21 protein-coding genes are annotated in these 21,783 nt (G+C 70.9%); 16 read left to right on the forward strand and 5 right to left on the reverse strand.

The annotated features are described in order from the left end of the window. Window positions 1-18 precede the first annotated feature (18 nt). The 5 genes from I004_RS0107600 (at window position 19) to I004_RS32835 (ending at window position 5,924) form a co-directional block, all read left to right on the forward strand. Window positions 19-1,263 (forward strand): alpha/beta hydrolase, encoded by a 1,245-nt coding sequence (locus tag I004_RS0107600; RefSeq protein ID WP_037975367.1) that lies wholly within the window; start codon window positions 19-21, stop codon window positions 1,261-1,263. Window positions 1,264-1,366: 103 nt separating this feature from the next. Further along, window positions 1,367-2,269 carry a DUF4429 domain-containing protein gene (locus tag I004_RS0107605; protein ID WP_078510917.1) on the forward strand — a complete coding sequence of 301 codons (903 nt, stop codon included), beginning with the start codon at window positions 1,367-1,369 and terminating at the stop codon, window positions 2,267-2,269. A 122-nt stretch (window positions 2,270-2,391) separates the two neighbouring features. Further along, complete coding sequence (locus I004_RS32830; RefSeq protein ID WP_106965289.1) at window positions 2,392-3,852, forward strand: sensor histidine kinase; 1,461 nt, start codon at window positions 2,392-2,394, stop codon at window positions 3,850-3,852. Further along, the gene (locus I004_RS0107615; protein WP_028434980.1) at window positions 3,849-4,556 is read left to right on the forward strand and encodes a response regulator transcription factor; all 708 of its coding nucleotides are present in this window, start codon (window positions 3,849-3,851) and stop codon (window positions 4,554-4,556) included. Before I004_RS32830 ends, I004_RS0107615 begins: the two co-directional genes overlap by 4 nt. Window positions 4,557-4,715: 159 nt before the next feature. Beyond that, the gene (locus I004_RS32835) at window positions 4,716-5,924 is read left to right on the forward strand and encodes an alpha/beta hydrolase (RefSeq protein WP_037975368.1); all 1,209 of its coding nucleotides are present in this window, start codon (window positions 4,716-4,718) and stop codon (window positions 5,922-5,924) included. A gap of 75 nt (window positions 5,925-5,999) precedes the next feature. Here the strand turns inward: I004_RS32835 and I004_RS0107625 are convergent, their stop codons facing one another. Then, entirely contained in the window at window positions 6,000-7,040 is a 1,041-nt protein-coding gene (locus I004_RS0107625) for an aldo/keto reductase (protein ID WP_028434981.1), read from the reverse strand. An 11-nt stretch (window positions 7,041-7,051) separates the two neighbouring features. Then, complete coding sequence (locus I004_RS0107630; protein ID WP_028434982.1) at window positions 7,052-7,522, reverse strand: MerR family transcriptional regulator; 471 nt, start codon at window positions 7,520-7,522, stop codon at window positions 7,052-7,054. 80 nt (window positions 7,523-7,602) lie between these two features. Here I004_RS0107630 and I004_RS0107635 point away from each other — a divergent pair, with 80 nt between their 5' ends. Next, entirely contained in the window at window positions 7,603-8,466 is an 864-nt protein-coding gene (locus tag I004_RS0107635) for a serine hydrolase domain-containing protein (RefSeq protein WP_028434983.1), read from the forward strand. Between the two features lie 63 nt (window positions 8,467-8,529). Here the strand turns inward: I004_RS0107635 and I004_RS0107640 are convergent, their stop codons facing one another. After that, complete coding sequence (locus I004_RS0107640; protein WP_028434984.1) at window positions 8,530-9,276, reverse strand: pirin family protein; 747 nt, start codon at window positions 9,274-9,276, stop codon at window positions 8,530-8,532. A gap of 81 nt (window positions 9,277-9,357) precedes the next feature. On the opposite strand from I004_RS0107640, the gene I004_RS0107645 reads away from it, so the two are divergent. The 5 genes from I004_RS0107645 (at window position 9,358) to fabF (ending at window position 14,353) form a co-directional block, all read left to right on the forward strand. Next, window positions 9,358-10,578 (forward strand): helix-turn-helix domain-containing protein, encoded by a 1,221-nt coding sequence (locus tag I004_RS0107645; RefSeq protein WP_028434985.1) that lies wholly within the window; start codon window positions 9,358-9,360, stop codon window positions 10,576-10,578. A 101-nt stretch (window positions 10,579-10,679) separates the two neighbouring features. After that, window positions 10,680-11,612, forward strand: a complete 933-nt coding sequence (locus I004_RS0107650; protein WP_028434986.1) for an ACP S-malonyltransferase — start codon at window positions 10,680-10,682, stop codon at window positions 11,610-11,612. 20 nt (window positions 11,613-11,632) lie between these two features. After that, window positions 11,633-12,637: a ketoacyl-ACP synthase III gene (locus I004_RS0107655; RefSeq protein ID WP_028434987.1), complete on the forward strand. Its 1,005-nt coding sequence runs from the start codon at window positions 11,633-11,635 to the stop codon at window positions 12,635-12,637. A 95-nt stretch (window positions 12,638-12,732) separates the two neighbouring features. Further along, complete coding sequence (locus I004_RS0107660; RefSeq protein ID WP_028434988.1) at window positions 12,733-12,981, forward strand: acyl carrier protein; 249 nt, start codon at window positions 12,733-12,735, stop codon at window positions 12,979-12,981. Between the two features lie 100 nt (window positions 12,982-13,081). Next, window positions 13,082-14,353, forward strand: coding sequence for a beta-ketoacyl-ACP synthase II (gene fabF, locus I004_RS0107665; protein ID WP_486579843.1), 1,272 nt, complete (start codon window positions 13,082-13,084; stop codon window positions 14,351-14,353). A 95-nt stretch (window positions 14,354-14,448) separates the two neighbouring features. Here the strand turns inward: fabF and I004_RS0107670 are convergent, their stop codons facing one another. After that, window positions 14,449-15,351, reverse strand: coding sequence for an NAD(P)-dependent oxidoreductase (locus I004_RS0107670; RefSeq protein WP_028434990.1), 903 nt, complete (start codon window positions 15,349-15,351; stop codon window positions 14,449-14,451). A 34-nt stretch (window positions 15,352-15,385) separates the two neighbouring features. Then, window positions 15,386-15,880 (reverse strand): DUF3145 domain-containing protein, encoded by a 495-nt coding sequence (locus I004_RS0107675; protein WP_028434991.1) that lies wholly within the window; start codon window positions 15,878-15,880, stop codon window positions 15,386-15,388. Between the two features lie 323 nt (window positions 15,881-16,203). Here I004_RS0107675 and I004_RS0107680 point away from each other — a divergent pair, with 323 nt between their 5' ends. The 5 genes from I004_RS0107680 to chvE all read left to right on the forward strand — a co-directional run bounded on the left by I004_RS0107680 (window position 16,204) and on the right by chvE (window position 21,776). Then, entirely contained in the window at window positions 16,204-17,157 is a 954-nt protein-coding gene (locus I004_RS0107680; protein WP_078510919.1) for an SGNH/GDSL hydrolase family protein, read from the forward strand. 159 nt (window positions 17,158-17,316) lie between these two features. Continuing rightward, entirely contained in the window at window positions 17,317-18,483 is a 1,167-nt protein-coding gene (locus I004_RS0107685; RefSeq protein ID WP_028434993.1) for a mandelate racemase/muconate lactonizing enzyme family protein, read from the forward strand. Window positions 18,484-18,485: 2 nt separating this feature from the next. Beyond that, a complete protein-coding gene (locus tag I004_RS0107690; protein WP_051344825.1) occupies window positions 18,486-19,532 on the forward strand; it encodes an alcohol dehydrogenase catalytic domain-containing protein in 1,047 nt (348 codons plus the stop codon). 183 nt (window positions 19,533-19,715) lie between these two features. Beyond that, complete coding sequence (locus tag I004_RS0107695; RefSeq protein WP_486579871.1) at window positions 19,716-20,627, forward strand: hypothetical protein; 912 nt, start codon at window positions 19,716-19,718, stop codon at window positions 20,625-20,627. Between the two features lie 3 nt (window positions 20,628-20,630). After that, window positions 20,631-21,776, forward strand: a complete 1,146-nt coding sequence (chvE, locus tag I004_RS0107700; RefSeq protein ID WP_051344826.1) for a multiple monosaccharide ABC transporter substrate-binding protein — start codon at window positions 20,631-20,633, stop codon at window positions 21,774-21,776. Window positions 21,777-21,783 lie beyond the last annotated feature (7 nt).

Genomic DNA, 21,783 nt, shown 5'->3' on the forward strand with positions numbered 1-21,783 from the left:
TCCTAGGGTTGCTGTCCAGTGAATTCCTTCCCGGCCCTCAGCAACCCCCTGTCCGGATCAGGCCTCCCGTCCGCGGGAGCCCCGGGCACTGCTTTCTGGCGCACGGTGCTCGCACTGGCCGTGGTGCTGGTCCTGCTGGCGACAACGGGGTGGACGGCGATCCGCGAGCACGACGGGACGCCGGGCCCCTACGCCGCGAGCCTGCTCGCCTGGAAGAAGGGCTCCATCGCCGGCCGCCAGCTGCCCGACCCGGACGAGAAGCCCGGAGCGGTCGCCCGGTTCTTCCGTTCGCTGAGCACAAGCCAGCAGGAGCGCTTGGCCGACCGCTACCCGCTCGTCGTGGGAAACCTGGGCGGCGCCCCCGTCCAGCTGCGCTACGACGCGAACCACAAGGCGCTGGTCGAGGCGCGGGACATCGAGCGCAAACGTATGAACGACCAGCGGCTGACCGACGACGGGCGCCAGACCGCGAGCCACCGCATGGAGCGCTTCGAGTCCATGCTCGACCCGGCGCGCCAGATCCTCGCCTTCGACCCGACGGGACGCGGCCGCGCGGCGGAGGTCTTCGGCGATCTGGACCGGGCGCAGCGGGTGTCGGTCGTCGTTCCGGGCGTGGACACCAACCTCCTGACGTTCGAGAAGTCCGACCGCCCGTACTCCGCACCCGCCGGCATGGCACGTGCGCTCCAGGAGCGGCAGCGCACCGCCTCGCCGGGCGCATCCACGGCGACCATCGCCTGGGCCGACTACACGGCACCGACGGGTCTCGGCGTCGAGGCCGCCTCCGGCAACCTCGCCGAAGAGGGCGCGCAGCGGCTCACCGACTTCGTGCAGAGCTTGCACAGCCCGCACATCGCGCTGTTCTGCCACAGCTACGGCTCGGTCGTGTGCGGTGACGCGGCGGACGGGCTGCCACCGCGCGTCACCGACATCGCGGTCTCCGGCAGCCCCGGAATGCGCGTGGACCACGCCGACGATCTCGGCACCGACGCCAACGTCTGGGCCGTGCGCGACAAGGACGACTGGATCGCCGACGTGCCCCACATGGAGGTCGGCGGCCTCGGTCACGGCGCCGACCCCGTCTCCCCCGGATTCGGTGCCCGCAGGCTCTCCTCGAACGGTGCCTTCGGGCACACCGGCTACTACGTGCCGGGCACCGGGAGCCTCGACAATTTCGCGGAGATCGCGACAGGTTCGTACGACACCGTCAGCTGTGCGACCAGTGACCCCGGCTGCGTCGGGGCCCCCACCAAGACCGCATAGCGGCGGGGTGCATTCCCGGCACAGGCGCGCATATGCCCCGTAAATGAAGGCGATTACGCGCGTAGCGTCGAGTGGGGGGACGAGCGGGCGCCTCGCGCATACGATGGGCCGCATGGGTGACGTACTGGCTGGAATTCACTCCGCCTGGGAGTTCGAAGCCGACTCCGTGCTCATCCGCTTCGAACGGGGGATCCGCACACCGAAGCTCTTCCACGTGCTCGGAGAGCGGCGCGTCCCGTACGAGGCACTGAGCAGCGTCGAGCTCGCCCCGGGTGGCAAGCGCGGCACCGTGGTGCTGCGTGCCGAGCCCCGCACAGGCGCCGACCCGCTGATCGAGGCCGCGGCCGGCCAGCTGAAGGACGGCTGCGATCCGTATCGGCTGGTGCTGCCCGCCGAGCGCGAGACGCTCGCCGACTACTACGCCACGGAGCTGCGCGCGGTCCTGGGCGCGGACGCCGACAAGCCCTCCGAGCACCATCTCGTCGCCGCCCCCGCGCCTCCGCACAGCTTCAAGGCCTACGACGGCAAGGCGTCCTTCGACGGCAGCACGGTCTTCTTCCGCTGGTTCTGGACCGGTGCCTCGTCCAGCAAGTGGAAGGCGGGCGACCAGAGCTTCCCGGTGAGCGAGCTGGAGGGCGTCGAATGGCGTTCGCCGGAGATCGCGAGCGGCCATCTGCGCGTGACGCCGCGCGGCGGGCGGCCCCCGGAGTACCGGGAACCCGACAAGGACCCGGCGTCCGTGGTCTTCGGCATCGGCTACGGGCTGGTGCACGAGTCGCTGCCATTCGCGGCCTCGGTGCTGGAGGCGGTGCGGGCGGCCCAGCCGGCGCCCCTTCCCGAGACCTCACCGCCGTCACGTCCGTCCCGGTCCGGGCGCTCCGCAGGCCGCGCCGATCCGGCGGACATCGCCGAACGCATACGTCACCTCGGGGAGCTGCACGAGGCCGGCCTCGTGACCGAGGACGAGTTCGCCAAGAAGAAGGCCGACCTGCTCTCCGAACTGTGAGCCTGCGGCGGCCGGTTGTGGCTCCGCGGCCGCCGGGGGCCACGCCCTACTGACGTACGGGGTGCACCCGGTACTCACGTATGACGTGCGGGCCCATGACCACCGCATACTCTGATCGCGCGATGAACGCCTCCGACGCTCCGGGACAACCGGGCTCCTCGCCCACCGAGCCGTCACGCGGGCCTGCGAAGCCGCTCTCCCTGCCCGCGCAGGCAGCCGTGCGCGGGCTGCACGATTTCTGGGCGGCCCTCACGACACCGGCCGGCCCCGATGCGCGTCCGCCCGTTCCGGGATCCAAGGGGCGGGGGCGGCGCTGGGCGTACGTGGTCCTCATCGGTCTGGTCGCCCTGCTGATCCCGGTCACGTCCAACGTGCTCTCGCAGGACCACGGACTGCCGGGCGCTGTGGCGGTCTCGCTGGCCTTCGCGCAGGCCGGGCCCCTGCTCCTGGCCGTCACGCGGCCGCTCCAGGCCTGGTGGGTCGTGATCGTCGCGGACACGGCCGGGGCTCTGCTGCTGCTCTTCACCCCGCCCGGGCAGAACTCGTGGCCATGGCCTCCCATGGAGATCATCGGCTATCTGGTGCTGTGCCTCGCGCTGTCGCTGCGCGAGAGACGCCGCACGCTCATCGCCGTCTGGACCGTCACCCTCGTGATCTCGCTCGCGCTCGGCTTCCTCGCGCAGGGGCGCAGCGACGGCACGAACGTCCTGATGACGGTGCTCAGCGGCATCGTGCTGCTGCTCGGCGGGGCACTGCGCGAGCGGGGGGACGCGCAGCGGCGTCTGGCGGAGCAGGAGACGATCAGCGAGGCCGAACGCGCCCGGCGCACGCTGCTGGAGGAGCGGGCCCGTATCGCGCGTGAGCTGCACGACGTCGTCGCGCACCACATGTCGGTCATCACCGTGCAGGCCGACAGCGCGCCCTACCGGCTGAGCGGGCTGCCGCCGCAGGCGCGGGAGGAGTTCGGCTCCATCGCCGAGACCGCGCGCGAGTCGCTGTCGGAGATGCGGCGGCTGCTCGGTGTGCTGCGCAGCGAGGAGGCGCAGGGAGAGCGGGCACCGCAGCCGGGCCTGGACCGGCTGGGTCAGCTCGTGGAGGCGACCGTCCGGGCGGGCGTGCCCACCGAACTGTCCGTGGAGGAAGGGCTGTCCGGGCTGCCGCAGGCCGTGCAGCTGTCCGCCTACCGGATCGTGCAGGAAGCGCTCGCCAACGTCGTACGGCATGCGCCCGGGGCCACCTCCCGCGTCTCGGTGACCGGTGGCGAGGCGGAAGCGAGCGGCGGTCGCGGCGAACCGGTCGAGGACGGCCGGGGTGGCAGCGGCGGCAAGCGCACCGAACGCACCCCGGACTCCGCGCACGCCCATCTGACGGTCCTGGTCGTCAACGGCCCGGCACCCGGCCCCCCAGCGCCGCCCCTGGAGACCTCCGGCACCGGACACGGCCTGGTGGGCATGCGCGAACGCGTCCGGCTCATCGGCGGCTCGCTCGACACCGGGCCGCTTCCCGACGGCGGGTTCCGCGTCGCCGCCCGCATACCGCTGCTGCCGGCACAACCGACCGGGAAGGACCCCGACCCCTCATGACGACCCGCGTGATCATCGTCGACGACCAGGCCATGGTGCGTGCGGGCTTCGCCGCGCTCCTCGCCGCGCAGTCCGACATCGACGTCGTGGGCGAGGCCGCGGACGGGGCGCAGGGCGTCGAACTGTGCCGGCGCACGCATCCCGACGTGGTTCTCATGGATGTGCGCATGCCGGAGATGGACGGGCTGGAGGCCGCGAGGAAGCTGCTCGGCACCGGCAACGGCGCCAAGGGCGGCACCTGCACGGCGGACGGAAAGGCCCACCGTCCCAAGGTCCTGATGCTGACCACCTTCGACGTGGACGACTACGTCTACGAGGCGCTGCGCGCGGGAGCCAGCGGATTCCTGCTCAAGGACGCTCCGCCCGCCGATCTCATCGCGGCCGTGCGGATCGTGGCGGAGGGCGAGGCGCTGCTCGCCCCCTCGGTCACCCGGCGGCTCATCGCCGACTTCGCCAGGCAGCGCCCGGCGCCGTCCGCGTCGCGCGGCCTGCGGCTCAACGGATTGACGGACCGTGAGACGGAGGTGCTGGAGCTGCTGGCACGTGGCCGGTCCAACACCGAGATCGCCGACGCCCTCGTGCTCGCCGAACAGACCGTCAAGACACACGTGAGCCGCATCTTCACCAAGCTCCAGCTGCGCGACCGGGCTCAGGCCGTGATCTTCGCGTACGAGTCGGGCCTGATCTCCCCGGGCGAGGGCTGACGCTCCGGCGGTCCGTCTCCTCCTCGCGGAGGGCATGCCGATACCCCGGTACCACCCGGGAGTTGGCTCCCCGGTGTGACGTGAGGCCGCACACCCTCGTCCGACTCTCCTCCCGACAGGCCCCCGGTCCCTCCGGCGGCCGCCGGAGGGGGTACGGGGATGAAGCGCCGCCTGAAGCGGGCCCTGACAGCTGCCGCACTCACCGCGACAGTCGTCGCGGCCACCGCCGGCTGGGCCGCCGGGTCGACGCAGAAGGCCGTCACCGGTCCGCCGCCGGGAACGGCCTCCTGGCGCGCGGACGAGGAGACCCTCGGCCGCCCGCTCCCCGACCCGGCGGCGCGGCCGGCGCGGATCGCCTCCTTCTTCGAAGATCTCGCAACGCGGGAGCGTGCGGCCCTCCTGCAGCGGCACCCGCTCGTGACCGGCAATCTCGACGGCGCACCGGCGGAGCTGCGGTACGCGGCCAACCGCCGCGCGCTCGGTGCCGAGGCCGCGCGTGAGCGTGCACGTGCCGCCGACTCCGCCCGTACGCCGCAGGACCGCCGGCTGGCGCGGGCGAAGGCCGACCGCTACGCCCGGCTCCTCGGGCACGGGCGCCAGATCCTCGCCTTCGACCCGCGCGGGCGCGGCCAGGTCGCCGAGGTGTACGGCGATCTGGGCAGCGCCGAGCGCACAGCGGTGATCGTGCCGGGCTCCGACATCGACCTGGCCACGTTCGACAGCAAGGGCCCGAACAGATACGGGACTCCGGCCGGCATGGCCGCGTCCCTGCGTGCCCGGATGGCGTCCGTGGAACCCGGCACGCGCACGGCCGTCATCGCCTGGTCCGGCTACACGACGCCCGTCGGGCTGGGGCCGGACGCGGCCACCACGCGTCTCGCCACCGCCGGTGCACCCCGGCTGGAGCGCTTCCTGCAGGGCCTCGCCCGTACGGGCGCGCCCGTCCCCACGGTGCTCTGCCACAGCTACGGCTCCGTCGTGTGCGGCAGGGCGGCCGGGGAACTGACGCGGCGCGACGCCTCCGACCTGATCGTCTTCGGTTCGCCCGGCATGCACGCGGACTCCGTCGGCGAACTCGGCACTCCCCTGCGGGTCTGGGCCGCCCGCGACGCCGGTGACTGGATCGGCAGGGTGCCGAACGTGGAGGTCCTCGGCCTCGGGCACGGCAGCGACCCGGTCTCGGAGAGCTTCGGCGCCCGCGTCGTCTCCTCCGCGCGCGCCGACGGCCACACCGGCTACCTCGTGCCGGGCACCGACTCGCTGGCCAACTTCGCCGCGATAACGCTCGGTTCGTACGAAGCCGTCGAGTGCTCGTCACCTGAGGGAATGCCGCCCGGCTCGTGCACGCGCGGCCTCACACCGTTCTGAGCGACGGGACGACGGCGGGACGGCGCGGAGACGGCCGGTCCCCGGAAGGGCCTGCCGACTCCGCGCCGTCGTCCGTCATTCCCGTCCGGCGGAGGTGAACGACATGTCCGCGTAGCGGTCGCCCGCCACCTGACCCGCGATGGGCTCCAGCAACGCCAGCTCGTCCCCGGAGAGTTCGATGCGGGTGGCCGCGGCGTTCTCCTCGATCCTGCTCCGCTTGCGGGTACCGGGGATGGGGACGACCGTCATCCCGCGCAGGGCGGCCTGCTGCTGCACCCAGGCCAGCGCGATCTGTCCCGGCGTGGCACCCCGCGACTCGGCGATCTTCCGCACGGGTTCGAGCAGCGCCGCGTTGGCGCCGGCGTTGCCGCCGGTGAAACGGGGCTGCGTGTTACGGAAGTCGTCGCTCGTGAGTTCCGTCTCGGCATTCACGAAGGACCCGGTGAGGAAGCCCCGCCCGAGAGGCGAGTACGGCACGAAGGCGACGCCAAGTTCACGGGCCGTCCCCACCACCCCGGCCTCGACATCACGGCTGAAGAGCGACCACTCGGACTGCACCGCCGCGATGGGGTGCACGCCGTGTGCCGTGCGCAGCTCGGCGGCCGTCACCTCGCTCAGCCCGAGGTACCTGACCTTGCCTTCCTGCACGAGTTCGGCCATGGCACCGACGGACTCCTCCAGCGGGACATTCACATCGCGCCGGTGCATGTAGTACAGGTCGATCGCCTCGATGCCGAGCCGCCGCAGGCTGTCCTCGGCGCAACGCCTGATGTACGGAGGGTCGTTGCGGATGCCCCGCTTGGTGGGCTCCTCGGGGTCGCGCGTCAGCGAGTATTTCGTCGCGAGGACGACCTCGTCCCGGTGCGACTGGATGAAGGGCGCGATGAACTTCTCGTTGTCGCCTTCCTGGTGGCCGTAGACGTTTGCCGTGTCGAAGAGGGTGACGCCCAGTTCGAGCGCGCGCTCCAGCGTGGCCCTCGCCTCGTCGGGATCCTCGGTGGGCCCGTAGGCGAAGCTCATGCCCATGCAGCCGAGGCCCTGCACGCCCACGTCGGGACCGTTCGCGCCGAGCCGTGTCGTCGCGATCTTCTGGTCGTTGCTCGGATTCGAAGTCACTGCAGCCCCTCTCAGGCGGATTCCGGCGCCCGCCGGGCGTCGGAGTAGATGCCGATCTTGTAATCGAGGACCGCGAGGGTCTCGCGCAGCTCGGCGACTCGGCGCAGCACGTCCTCACGCGTGGCCACCAGCAGCTCGTAGCGCTCGGGGAAGGTCTGCTCTCCGGCCCGTACGAGTTCGGCGTACCGCACCATGTCCGCGACCGGCATGCCCGTCAGCCGCAGCTTGGCGACGAGGTCGAGCCAATCGAGGTCCTTGTTGGTGAAGCGCCGCTGCCCCGTGTGGGACCTGTCCACGTGCGGCATCAGCCCGATCCGCTCGTACCAGCGCAGCGTGTGCGCGCTCAGCCCGCAGATCCCGGCGACCTCGCTGATGGTGTACCGGTCCTTGCCGTCCGGCCTGGGATGGGGCAGCCGCCCCCGCTCGGCGCACACTTCCGGTTCGACTGCTTCGTCCGCTGTCTCCGTCTCCGTCACGGTCATAAGTGAAACGCTACGGAGCTGGAGTGCACTCCAAGCAAGCGCAAAATTCCGGACGGATCGCGTCACGTACGCTCGGCCACATGAACAGCCTGCGGATGATCGACAATTGGCCCGTGCCGACCGCTGCCGCCGCCGTCGTCTCTTCGGCGCCCGGCGCGGACGCCGCCTCCGGCTCCGGGACCCCCACCGTCACCGCCGCTCACGGCAGCACGGGTCACCGTTTCGCGCTCGCGTCCGTGACCAAGCCCCTCGCCGCCTACGCGGTTCTCATCGCCGTGGAAGAAGGGGCCGTGGAACTGGACGAACCGGCCGGGCCGGACGGCTCGACGGTCCGGCACCTTCTCGCGCACACCTCGGGGCTGGCCTTCGAGGAGGACAAGCCGATGGCCGCGCCGGGCACGCGCCGCATCTACTCCAACGCGGGTTTCGAGGCGCTCGGCGATCACCTCGCGAAGGTCACCGAGATACCGTTCCCGCAGTATCTGCACGAGGCGGTCCTGGAGCCGCTGGCCATGACGTCGACGGAGCTTCCCGGCTCCCCCGCCAAGGACGGCGTCTCCACCGCCGACGACCTCACCCGGTTCGCCGCAGAACTCCTCGCGCCGCGTCTCCTGAGCCGCACCACCCTGGACGAAGCGACCTCGGTCGTCTTCCCGGGCCTCAAGGGTGTGCTGCCGGGATACGGACACCAGACGCCCAACGACTGGGGCCTCGGCTTCGAGATCAAGGACTCCAAGTCCCCGCACTGGACTGGCGCTTCGTCCTCGCCGCGCACATACGGGCACTTCGGGCAGTCCGGCACGTTCCTCTGGGTCGACCCGGACGCGGGAGCGGCCTGCGTCGCCCTCACCGACCGCGACTTCGGGCAGTGGGCCATCGACGCGTGGCCGCCGTTCACGGACGCGGTCCTGGAGGAACTGCGCTCCGGCGCCGCGCAGGGCTGAGGCCGAGCAGGCCGTCCTCGGCCGACCAAAGCGGCAGGCGCGACCGTCCGCCGGCTAGTGATGTCAGCCGTAACCGGGCTCCGCGTGCATCTCCCACATCAGCATCTCCACGGGACCCCCGGCGCCGCGTGCCTCCAGGTCACGGGCGTCCGTGATGCGCGCGGCGTCGCCGGCGGCCAGCCTCTCCCGCTCGGCCGCGCCCGGGGTCGCCTCGTCCCCGTCGGCCGGTCCCCAGCCGATCTCCGCCACGCCTCGTACCACGTGCACGTACACCCACGCCGCGTCCGGAACCGCCGTGCGCTCACCGTCCGCCAGGCGCCGCACATGCATCACGGCCTCCGTGTGCGGGACCGCGAACGGCGTCCCGTCGGCGATGCCGTGCACCACCTCGTACTCCGGCTCGCGGCGCCCGCTCTGCCCGTCCGTGCCGCTGCCGAAGGAGCCCGGGACCAGCCACATCTGCACGAAACACAGCGGCCCGGAGCCCGCGTTGCGTTCGATGTGGCGCACGCCGCTCCCCGCGCCCATCCGCTGTACGTCGCCGGCACGGACCCGCGAGGTCCGGCCCGTCGAGTCGATGTGCTCCAGCTCCCCCTCGACCACCCAGGTCACGATCTCGACGTCCCGGTGCGGGTGTTCGGGGAAGCCGGCGCCCGGTTCCAGCCGCTCCTCGTTGCAGGCCACGAGCTGCCCGAACCCGACGTTGTCGGGGTCGTAGAAACCCGAGAACGAGAAGGCGTGCCGGGTGTCGATCCCCGCAGCCTCGTCACCGCCCCGATACCGGTCGGGCCCCCGCCACACCTGAAGCATGAGCCCACCGTAATCCGCTCCGCGGAAGCGCAGCAGTGCCCCCGGCCCCCTGCCCACGGTCCGATGAGGCAGGCTGGGCACGTGCCCGAATCCACAGATCCTCCCGCGAACCCGCCTTCCGACAAGCGCCCGGAGCACGCCGAGCACCCGCACGGCGCGACCCTGCGGCGCTTGGAGCAGTCCTCCGGCAAGCTCGCCGCGGCGGCCATCACGCGCATGGACGAGCAGCTGCCGTGGTACCGGGCCATGCCACCGGAGAACCGATCCTGGATCGGGCTCGTCGCCCAGGCCGGCATCGCGGCCTTCACCGAGTGGTTCCGGCACCCCGAGACGTCGCAGGCCATCAGCACGGATGTCTTCGGCACCGCGCCACGCGAACTGACGCGGGCCATCACGCTGCGCCAGACCGTCGAACTGGTGCGTACCACGATCGAAGTCGTCGAGGCCGCGATCGACGAGGTCGCCGCTCCGGGTGACGAGTCGGTGCTGCGCGAGGCGCTCCTGGTGTACGCACGCGAGATCGCCTTCGCCACCGCCCAGGTCTACGCACAGGCCGCCGAGGCACGCGGGGCGTGGGACGCGCGGCTGGAGTCGCTGGTCGTCAACGCCGTCCTGTCCGGCGAGGCCGACGAGGGCGCCGTCTCCCGTGCCGCGGCACTCGGCTGGAACGCCCCTGAGCACGTCGCCGTGGTCCTCGGCACGGCACCCGACGGGGACAGCGAGCTGACGGTCGAGGCCATAAGGCGGGCCGCCCGGCACGCGAAACTCCAGGTGCTCACGGGTGTGCTGGGCAGCCGTCTGGTCGTCGTCGCAGGTGGCAGCGACGATCCGCTGCGCGCCGCGAAGTCCCTGATCGGGCCGTTCGCGCCTGGCCCCGTGGTGGCCGGTCCGATCGTCGGCGACCTCCTCTCGGCGACCCGCTCCGCACAGGCCGCCGCGGCCGGGCTGCGCGCCTGCGCGGCATGGCAGGACGCCCCGCGGCCGGTGCTCGCGGACGACCTGCTGCCGGAGCGCGCGATGGCCGGCGACCCCACCGCGCGGGAGCTGTTGGTGGAGGAGATCTACAGACCGCTGGAGGAGGCGGGCTCCGCGCTCCTGGAGACGCTGAGCGTCTATCTGGAACAGGCGAGCAGTCTCGAGGGCGCCGCGCGGATGTTGTTCGTACACCCCAACACCGTGCGCTACCGGCTGCGACGTGTGACTGACGTCACCGGATGGTCGCCCTCCGATGTCCGCTCGGCCTTCACACTACGTGTCGCGCTGATTCTGGGGCGTCTCAGCGACTTCGGGAACGGAGCCTGACCGGGAGAGGGCGTCTTTGTCGAGGCTCGACAATTTGCCTCCCGGTTCTTCGTACCGCTGCGCACCGGCGCGGAGGGCACCTCACAAGGGAGAGTGAAAGAGTGCTCGTACTCGTAGCTCCCGGCCAAGGCGCGCAGAAGCCTGGCCTCTTGACTCCCTGGCTCGAACTCCCCGGCGTGGCCGACAGGCTCGCGGAGTGGTCGGCCGCCATCGGCATGGATCTCGCCCACTACGGCACGGAGGCCGGCGAGGAGGAGATCCGCGACACCGCCGTGGCGCAGCCGCTCCTCGTCGCCGCCAGCCTCCTCTCGGCGGACGCCCTGCTCGAAGGCCGTCCGGTGGGCGAGGCCGCAGGTGCGGTGGCCGGCCACAGCGTCGGCGAGCTGGCGGCCGCCGCCATGGCCGGTGTGCTTCGGCCCGCCGACGCCATGACGCTCGTACGGGCGCGTGGCAGCGCGATGGCCGAGGCCGCCGCCGTCACGGACACCGGCATGTCGGCGGTGCTCGGCGGCGAACCCGACGCGGTCGTCGCCCACTTGGAGAAGCTCGGCCTCACCCCGGCGAACATCAACGGCGGCGGCCAGATCGTCGCCGCGGGCACCGCCGAGCAACTGGCGGCGCTCGTGGAGAGCAAGCCCGAGAAGGCGCGTGTCATCCCGCTGAAGGTGGCGGGTGCCTTCCACACACACCACATGGCACCGGCCGTCGACGTACTGGCCACCGCGGTCGAGGGGACGCAGGTCTCCGACCCCGTCCTCCCCTACGTGTCCAACCTGGACGGATCCGCCGTCGAAGGCGGCCCGCAGGTCGTGCAGCGTCTGGTCAACCAGATCTCCGCGCCGGTGCGTTGGGACCTGTGCATGGAGACCTTCCAGAAGATGGGCGTCACGGCACTCATCGAGGTGTGCCCCGGCGGCACCCTCACCGGTCTGGCCAAGCGTGGCCTCCCCGGCGTGCGGACCCTGGCGCTGAAAACCCCTGATGATCTCGACGCGGCGCGCGAGCTGATCGCCGAGCACACGCAGACCGCCTGAGCCTCAAGGAGCTCGAGAGCATGACCGCGAAGATCAATCCCACCAAGGGTTCCCCGTACTCGCGCATCCTCGGCGTGGGGGGCTACCGCCCCACCCGGGTCGTGCCGAACGAGGAGATCCTCAAGCACATCGACTCGTCCGACGAGTGGATCCGTTCGCGCTCGGGCATCGCGACCCGCCACTGGGCCGGCCCGGACGAGACGGTCGCCGAGATGACGCTGGAGGCGGCCGGCAAGGCCGTCGCCGACGCGGGCATCACGCCGGAGCAGGTGGGTGCCGTGATCATCTCGACCGTCTCGCACTTCAAGCAGACGCCGTCGATCGCCACCGAGATCGCCGACCGCATGGGCGCGGGCAAGGCCGCCGCGTTCGACATCAACGCGGGCTGCGCGGGCTTCGGCTACGGGCTCGCACTCGCCAAGGGCGTGATCACCGACGGCAGCGCCGAGTACGTGCTCGTCGTCGGCGCCGAACGGCTCTCGGACCTGACCGACCTGACGGACCGCTCCACGGCGTTCCTCTTCGGCGACGGCGCGGGCGCCGTCATCGTCGGTCCGGCCGCGGAGCCGGGGATCGGCCCCTGCATCTGGGGTTCGGAGGGTGACAAGGCGGACGTCATCAGCCAGACGGTTCCCTGGGACGCCTACCGCGCGGGTGAGGTGGAGAAGTTCCCCGCCATCCGCCAGGAGGGCCAGGCCGTCTTCCGCTGGGCCGTCTACGAGATGGCGAAGGTCGCCGAGCAGGCCCTCGACGCCGCCGGGGTCTCCTCGGAGGACCTGGACGTCTTCATCCCGCACCAGGCCAACATGCGGATCATCGACTCGATGGTGAAGACCCTCAAGCTGCCGGAGCACGTCACGGTCGCCCGTGACGTGGAGACGACAGGCAACACCTCGGCCGCCTCGATCCCGCTCGCGATGGAGCGGCTCCTGGCGACCGGACAGGCGAAGAGCGGTGACACCGCACTCGTCATCGGCTTCGGGGCAGGGCTCGTCTACGCGGCAACGGTAGTTACCCTCCCCTAGGCAAGATCCACACAGCCCGTACAGCGCCGTGCGGCAATGTGTGGCGACCTCGCAAAAGACAACTCGTAAGCACAGAAGACCGAAGGAGCGCCGAGATGGCCGCCACGCAGGAAGAGATCGTTGCTGGTCTCGCGGAGATCGTGAACGAGATCGCCGGGATTCCCACCGAGGACGTCCAGCCGGACAAGTCCTTCACCGACGACCTGGATGTCGACTCGCTGTCCATGGTCGAGGTCGTCGTCGCCGCCGAGGAGCGCTTCAGCGTCAAGATCCCGGACGACGACGTGAAGAACCTCAAGACCGTGGGCGACGCGACCGAGTACATCCTCAAGCACCAGAGCTGAGACGACGCCCGCGCGTTCGTCGCCATCCGCCGCGTCCCCGGGACCCGTACCGGGGCGCGGGCGAGGTGGTTCGCAAGGCTCACCCTCAACCAGTGGAGACATGAATCCAGTGAGTACGACCCAACACTCCGTGGTCGTCACCGGTATCGGCGCAACCACACCGCTGGGTGGCGACAGCGCATCGACCTGGGAAGGTCTGGTCGCCGGACGTTCCGGCGTCGCCCTTCTCACCCACGACTGGGCGGACGACCTGCCCGTCCGCATCGCCGCCGAGATCGCGGTGGAGCCCACGGAGATCATTCCGCGTCCCCAGGCGCGCAAGCTGGACCGCTCGGCGCAGTTCGCGCTGATCGCGGCCCGCGAGGCGTGGGCGGACGCGGGCTTCACCTCCAGGGCCGGTGAGGACACCAGCATCTCGCCGGACCGGCTCGGTACGGTCGTCGCCTCCGGCATCGGCGGTGTCACCACGCTGCTCGGCCAGTACGACATCCTGCGGGAGAAGGGCGCACGCCGCGTCTCACCGCACACGGTGCCGATGCTGATGCCGAACAGCCCGAGCGCCAACGTCGGTCTGGAGGTCAACGCGCGCGCCGGTGTGCACACTCCGGTCAGCGCCTGCGCCTCCGGCTCCGAGGCGATCGGCTACGCGGTGGAGATGATCCGCACGGGCCGTGCCGACGTGGTCGTCGCCGGCGGCACGGAAGCCGCCATACATCCCCTTCCCATCGCCGCGTTCGGCAACATGATGGCGATGTCGAAGGACAACGACGACCCCGAGGGCGCCTCACGCCCGTACGACGCCGACCGCAACGGGTTCGTCATGGGCGAGGGCGCGGGCGTCATCGTGCTGGAGTCGGCGGAGCACGCGAAGAAGCGCGGCGCGCGGATCTACGCGGAGGCCATCGGCCAGGGCATCTCGGCCGACAGCCACCACATCACGCAGCCGGAGCCCAGCGGCAACGGCATCGCGCTCGCGCTGCAGAACCTTCTGGAGCAGACCGATCTCAAGCCCGCCGAGGTCATGCACATCAACGCGCATGCCACCTCGACACCCCTCGGTGACATCGCCGAACTCAAGGCGCTGCGCAAGGTCTTCGGCGACGACACCGACCACATGGCCATCTCGGGCACCAAGTCGATGACGGGTCATCTGCTGGGCGGTGCGGGCGGCATCGAGACTGTCGCCTCCATCCTCGCCCTGCACCACCGCACGGCACCTCCGACGATCAACCTCAAGAACCTGGACCCGGAGGCGGACGCCGACATCGTCGGTGGCGAGGCCCGCCCCCTGCCCGGGGGAACGATCGCCGCGCTGAACAACTCCTTCGGCTTCGGCGGCCACAACGTCGTGCTGGCCTTCCGTACGGTCTGATCCCGTACGCGGCACACGACGGCCGGGCAGACAATGGCCGGGCAACAAATGAGGGGCAGCTCCCAGCGAGCTGCCCCTCATGCGTTCCTGTCCGGTCAGGTGGCTGCCGGCCGATCGCCCTCGTCGTCGGAAGAGGGGAAGCTCGCGTAGTACGAGGCCGCCATGTCCTTCTCCCCGTAACCGAGTTCGGCCGCGCGGCGGAAGCGCTCCGCGCCCGCCGCGGCCACGTCCATACGCACGCCCGCCTCCTCGCCCGCCTCGACGATGAGCCGTGCATCCTTCTCGGCGGTGGCGACGGCGAAGCTCGGCGTGAAGTCCCGCGAGCGGATCGCTCCGGCCTTGATCCGCAGATAGCCCATGTCGAGGGTGCCGCCTTCGACGGCGTCGAGGAAGTCCTGCGGGTCGACGCCCAGTCCGTCGGCGAGGGCCATCGCCTCCACGGTCCCGTGCGTCACCGCCAGGACCCAGGAGTTGCAGACGAGCTTGAGACGGGTCGCGGCGCCGGGCTCCTCGCCGACCCAGACCGTGCGGGAGCCGATCGCGTCCAGAACGGGCTCGATCCCCCGCCGCGCCTCGTCGGGCCCGGCCGCGAGAACGAGGAGCTGCCCGGCCTCGGCGGGCCCCCGCGTACCGAGGACGGGGGCGTCGACGAAGGTGAGCCCGTACTCGCCGGCAAGCCGGGTCAGCGGGGGAAGTCCGTCGACGCCGGCGGTCGTGCACTGCAGCCACACCGTGCCGGGGCGCAGACCGGGCGCCGCGGCACGTACGGTCTCGGCGGTGACGGGCCCGTCGTGCAGCATGGTCAGCACGACGTCGGCGCCTTCCACGGCGTCGCGGGGGCTGTCGGCGACGCGGGCCCCGGCTTCGGCCAGGGGCTCCGCCTTGGCTCTGGTGCGGTTCCAAACGCGGACATCGAGTCCGGCACCGCGCAGGTTGCGGGCCATCGGGGCACCCATGATCCCGGTGCCGAGGACAGCTACGGAAAGCCGATCAGACATGTGGGAAGGCTAGTGCCAAGCGGGCGGAAAGGGCTCAGACCACTTGGTGGAGCCAGCGAACCGGGGCACCTTCGCCCGCATAGCGGAAAGGTTCCAGCTCGTCGTCCCACGGCTTGCCGAGCAACTTGGCGATCTCCGCCTCGAGTTCACTCTCACCACGTGAGGCGCGGCCCACCGCCGCACGCAGGCGGTCCTCCGGAATGAGGATGTCTCCGTGCATCCCTGTGACCGCGTGGAAGATCCCCAGTTCGGGTGTGGAGCTGTAGCGCTCGCCCTCGGCGGTGGTGCAGGGCTCGGCGGTGACCTCGAAACGCAGCAGGTGCCAGCCGCGGAGCGCGGAGGCGAGCTTGGAGGCCGTGCCCGGCTCGCCCTGCCAGGAGAACTCCGCACGCCAGGTGCCCGGGGAGGCCGGCTGTCTGATCCAGTCGAGATTGACGCGGGCGCCGAGGACGCCGGCCACAGCCCATTCGACGTGCGGGCACAGCGCGCGGGGCGCGGAGTGCACGTACAGAACTCCACGTGTCGTCACCGGAACCTCCAGTGCGGTTCGAGGGCGTCTTCACCGGACTGCCTCGACTACTGCCTGTCACGCGCCGGGCCGGCGCCTGACCTCCTGCATCACCGGGCACTTCTCAATCAGCGCCGTGGTGACGAATAGTAAACACCATTGGCGCCAATTCTCCCCGAAGGGGACATGAGGTGACGCGGTGTAATATTTTGCTGTCGCCGAACACGCTCTCCGGCCCGTCGGCCCGATGCGAAACTCGCAGAAGAGCACGGGCCCAAGCTATCGCGCACCCGTGGACGAGTGGTGACGTACCGTCGCAAGGACAGCGCGGAACGAGGGGGAAGATGCCGGAGAGACGCGGGGCCACGGGCAGCGGTCCGGGCACCGGCGCGCGGATAACACGTCGTGGACGGACCGTCGCGCTCGCCTCGGCGGCTCTCCTGCTCACCGGAGGTCTCGCCCTCGCCGGCGCGTGGGGCATCGGAAGTGGGGACACAACCGGGGAGCGCCCTCCCGGCGCCACGCGCCCCTCTCCCGCCCCTCCCTGGGACCGGCACCCGGAGTCCATCGCGGCGGTCGGCGACTCGATCACCCAGGGATTCGACGCCTGTTCACTGCTTGCGGACTGCAGCCGCGCGTCCTGGGTCACCGGTACGGACGCGTCCGTGCGGAGCCTCGCCGAACGGCTCATCGACGGCGGTCCGCAGCGGCGCAGCTGGAACTTCGCCGTCAGCGGTTCCCTGATGTCCGATCTTCCCCAGCAGATGGAGCGCGCCGCGCGGAAGCGGCCCGACCTGGTGACGGTACTGGCGGGCGCGAACGACGCGTGCCGGCCCACCGTCGAGCAGATGACTCCCGTTGAGGACTTCCGCGCCGACTTCCGTGCGGGGCTGCGCACTCTGCACGAGTCACGCCCGAAGGCGCACGTGTACGTCGCCAGCGTGCCGAACCTCAAGCGGCTGTGGTCCGAGGGGCGCGGCGATCCATGGGGCGAGCGGGTCTGGAGCCTGGGGATCTGCCAGTCGATGCTGCGCGACCCGATGTCGACAACCCCCGCCGCCCAGGAGCGGCGCCAAGAGGTGCACGAGCGGGTGATGGCGTACAACTCCGCGCTGAAGGAGGAGTGCGAGAAGATGCTGCGCTGCCGCTACGACGGGGGCGCGGTCTTCCGCTACCGCTTCACCAAGGCCGAACTGAGCCGGTGGGACTGGTTCCACCCCAGCAAGGCCGGGCAGCGCAAGCTTGCCGAACTCGCCTACCGGGGCATCACCGCACGGCACGGAGAGCGTCCGCGGTAGCGCGCGCCTCGCGCGGCAGTACCTCCCCGCTCTCTCCACAAGAACCTCCGAACCACCCATTGACGCCGCTCACGGTGCATCAATAGATTCGCGCAGACAGCATTTCGAACATGAGTCGAAATCTCGAACGACGTCCAGCACCATGAAGGACCGATCGCTGTGCGCATCACCGGAATAACCACCCATGTCGTCGGCACTCCCTGGCGCAACCTCACCTACGTCCAGGTCCACACCGACGAAGGCCTCACGGGAATCGGCGAGACAAGGATGCTCGGGCACACCGACGCTCTCGTCGGCTATCTGCGTGAGGCGGAGGCCAACCACATCGCCGGCTCCGACCCGTTCGCGGCGGAGGATCTGGTGCGGCGGATGAAGTACGGCGACTACGGGCGGGCCGGGGAGATCGTGATGTCCGGCATCGCCTGCGTCGAGATGGCCTGCTGGGACATCAAGGGCAAGGCCCTGGGCGTACCGGTCTGGCAACTGCTGGGCGGCCGGGTCACGGACCGGGTGAAGGCGTACGCGAACGGCTGGTACACGACCGAGCGCACCCCGGACGCCTACCACAAGGCCGCACGGGCGGTGGTCGAGAGGGGCTACCGGGCCCTGAAGATCGACCCGTTCGGCACCGGGCATTTCGAGCTTGACAACGATGCCACCCATTATGCGGTCTCACTCATCGAGGCCGTAAGGGACGCGATCGGGCCGGGGACCGAGCTGATGCTGGAGATGCACGGCCGGTTCAGCCCCTCGACGGCCGTGCGGCTGGCCCACGAGATGGCGCCCTTCCGTCCGGCGTGGCTGGAGGAGCCGGTGCCGCCGGAGAACCTCAAGGCGCTGGCCAAGGTCGCGGAGAAGGTGGAGCTGCCCGTGGCGACGGGCGAACGCATCCACGACCGCATCGAGTTCAGGGAGCTCTTCGAGTCGCAGGCCGCCGACATCATCCAGCCCGACGTCGGCCACGTCGGCGGGATCCTGGAGACCCGGAAGCTCGCCGCCACCGCCGAGACGCATTACATGCTGATCGCGCCGCACAACGTGGGCGGGCCCGTACTGACCTCGGCGTCCCTTCAGGTCGCGGGCTGCACACCGAACTTCAAGATCCTGGAACACTTCAACGACTTCGCCGACGCGGAGATCAAGAAGGTCGTCAAGGGAGCGCCGCAGGTCGTCGACGGCTACTTCCAGCTGCCCACCGCTCCCGGTCTGGGCGTGGAGCTGGACATCGACGCGGCAGCCGAATTCCCCCAGCAGCAGGCCCGGTTCGACCTGTGGGCCGAGGGCTGGGAGAAGCGGGACCCGGCCGCTGCCGGAGGAGGCGAGTGAGCGTGAGCGGTCGCCCCCAGGAAGGCGGCACGCCGTCCGTACGGTCCGTCGTCATCGACGGGCCCGGCCAGCACCGGCTGGCCACCGGACCGCAGCCGCAGCCGGGTCCTGGCGAGGTGAGCGTCGCCGTGCATGCCGCCGGGATCTGCGCCAGCGACCGGGAGGTCTACGACGGCACCCGCGCCGAAGGCTACGTCCGCTACCCGGTGACGCCCGGCCACGAGTGGGCGGGGACGGTCGAGGCCGTCGGCGAGGGCGCCTCCCCCGAGCTCCTGGGGCGGAAGGTCGTCGCCGAGGGGTTCCGCGCCTGTCTGCGCTGCGACCGCTGCCGGGAGGGAGCGACCAGCCTGTGCATGAGCGGCTACGACGAGACGGGCTTCACCCAACCCGGCGCCTTCGCCGACTCGCTCGTACTGCCCGCGCGGCTGCTGCATCTCCTACCCGACGACTCCGATCTGCGTGCCGCCGCGCTGCTGGAGCCCGCCGCGGTCGTCGCGGCGGCTGTGCTGGCGGCCGAACCCCGCGCGGGCGAGCGGGTGGCCGTGCTCGGGACGGGAACACTCGGACTGCTCGCGGTACAGCTGCTCGCGGCGCACTCCCCCGCCGGGCTGCTGGTCGTCGATCCCCGCGCGCAACGTGCGGAGCAGGCCCTGACGATGGGCGCGACGCACGCCCGTACCCCCGGGGCGGCGGACGGCACCGGCACCGAAGGCTTCGACCTGGTCGTGGAGACGGCCGGCGCGGCGACCACCGCCCACGACGCCTGCAAGCTCGCCCGGCGCGGCGGACGCGTCGTGCTCACCGGCATGTTCGAGCCGGGAGCGCAGGGCATCGACCCGGTCCATCTCTCCGTCAGCCAGCTGACCGTCCGATCGGTCTTCGGCGCGCCGTCCGCGGCCTGGTCGTACGCCGTACGGGCCTTCGGCACGGGACTGCTCGACCCCGCACCGCTCATCACGCACGAACTCCCCCTGACCGCCTTCGGCGAGGCCATCGGCCTCGTCGGCAGCGGCGACCCGGCCGTCGGAAAAGTGCTGCTGAGGCCCTGACCGTCGCCCGACGCCCACCGCCTCGGACCGGCACACCCACCGCGCCACCGCCACACAACCCCATATGGATGCGAACTCCCCGTCCCCGACCGTCATTTCCAGTTTCCGACCGTCAGGAGCACCGTGCCCACCCGACCCCCCGGACCCCGCCGTCCCGGCGCCGACGCCCTGGACATCCTGGGCATGGGCGCCCCCGAACCCGACCCGGCCGACGCCTCACCGCACGCCTTCCCGGACGGCGGCACCTGGCGCACCGAAGTCCCCTCCTGCGAGGGGCCGGAGGCGCTGGCCGCCGTGCTGGAGGAGGCTTCCTCCCTCGACGTGCCCGTGCACCGCATCAGCCAGGGCAGCGGCGTATGGATGCTGACCGACGCGGAGATCACGGAGATGGTGGACGCGTGCGCCGGGCGGAACATCGAGCTGTGCCTCTTCACCGGTCCGCGCGGCACATGGGACGTCGGAGCGTCGACCCGCACGGATTCCGGCGGCGGCGGCCTGCGCGCCCGCGGCCACGACGCCGTGGCCGGCTGCGTCGAGGACGCCCTGCGGGCGACCGAACTGGGCGTGCGTTGCCTGCTGGTCGCCGACGAGGGCGTGCTGTGGACGCTCCACCAGCTGCGTGCCCGCGGTGAACTGCCCGCCGACACCACCCTCAAGGTCTCCGCACTCATCGGCCCGGTGAACCCCGCCGCGTACAGCGTGCACGAGCGTCTCGGTGCGGACTCGCTCAACATCCCGTCCGATCTGACGCTCGCGCACATCACCGAGATACGCCGAGTCAGTGCCGCCCCGATGGACTTCTATCTGGAGGCGCCCGACGACCTCGGCGGCTACGTCCGGATGTACGAGGCGGCCGAGCTGATCCGGCGCGGCGCACCCATCTACCTCAAGTTCGGCCTCAGCAAGGCGCCGGGCATCTACCCGTACGGCGCGCATCTGCGCGATCTGACCCTCCGCGGCGCGCGCGAACGCGTACGCCGGGGCAGGCTCGCCCTCGATCTGCTCGCACGCCTCGGAGCCGACGGCGGAATGTCACCGCTCGGCTCACGACTGCCCGGCACGCTCCAGCGTTTCCCCCTCCCCGAGAGGAACTGACACATGGGCACCCGCACACGCACCCCGATTCCAGCACCACGACAGCGCCGGCGAACCGCCCCGGTGGCCGCCCTCGCAGCCGCCGCGCTGCTCACCGCCTCGCTGGCCGGCTGCGGCCAGGAGGCGAAGGGCGGCAGCCGCTACAAGCCGGACAAGGGCAAGGGGGGCACGGTCGGACTGGCCATGCCGACCAAGTCCTCGGAGCGGTGGATAGCCGACGGCAAGAACATGGCCCGGCAGTTCAAGGCCGCCGGCTACAAGGCGGACCTGCAGTTCGGCGACGACAAGGTCGAGAACCAGGTCGCCCAGATCGAGAACATGATCGCCAAGGGGCACCGGCTGCTCGTCGTCGCCGCCATCGACGGTTCGGCGCTCACGGACGTGCTGCGCCGGGCCAAGGAGGCCGGCGTTCCGGTGATCTCCTACGACCGGCTCATCCTGGGAACACCGAACGTCGACTACTACGCCTCCTTCGACAACGAGCGCGTGGGCGAGCTCCAGGGCGGCTACATCGTCGACAAACTGAAGCTGGACGAGAAGAAGGACGAGGAGTTCAACGTCGAGCTCTTCGCGGGCTCCCCGGACGACAACAACACCAAGTTCTTCTGGGACGGCGCGATGAAGGTGCTGCGTCCGTACATCGACAAGGGGCAGCTCCACGTCCGCAGCAAGCAGACGAAGATGAACCAGGCGACGACGCTGCGCTGGGACGGCGGCACCGCGCAGAAGCGGATGGACGACCTGCTGTCGAAGAACTACGGCTCGGAGGAGATCGACGCGGTCCTCTCCCCCTACGACGGCATCTCGATCGGCATCCTCTCCGCCCTCAAGAGCGCCGGCTACGGCGGCGGGGACAAGCCCCTCCCCGTGGTGACCGGGCAGGACGCGGAGCTGGCATCCGTGAAGTCGATCATCCGCGGGCAGCAGACGCAGACGGTCTACAAGGACACCCGCAAACTCGCCAAGCAGGCCGTTCAGATGGGCGACGCCGTGCTGACAGGCAAGAAGCCCGAGGTCAACGACACCAAGACGTACGACAACGGCAAGAAGGTCGTGCCCTCGTACCTGCTGAAGCCCGTGAGCATCGACAAGGACAGCACCCAGCGCCTCGTCGACGACGGCTACTACACGGCGGGACAGCTCAAGTGACGGCCCC

This window comes from Streptomyces sp. TAA486, assembly GCF_000426165.1.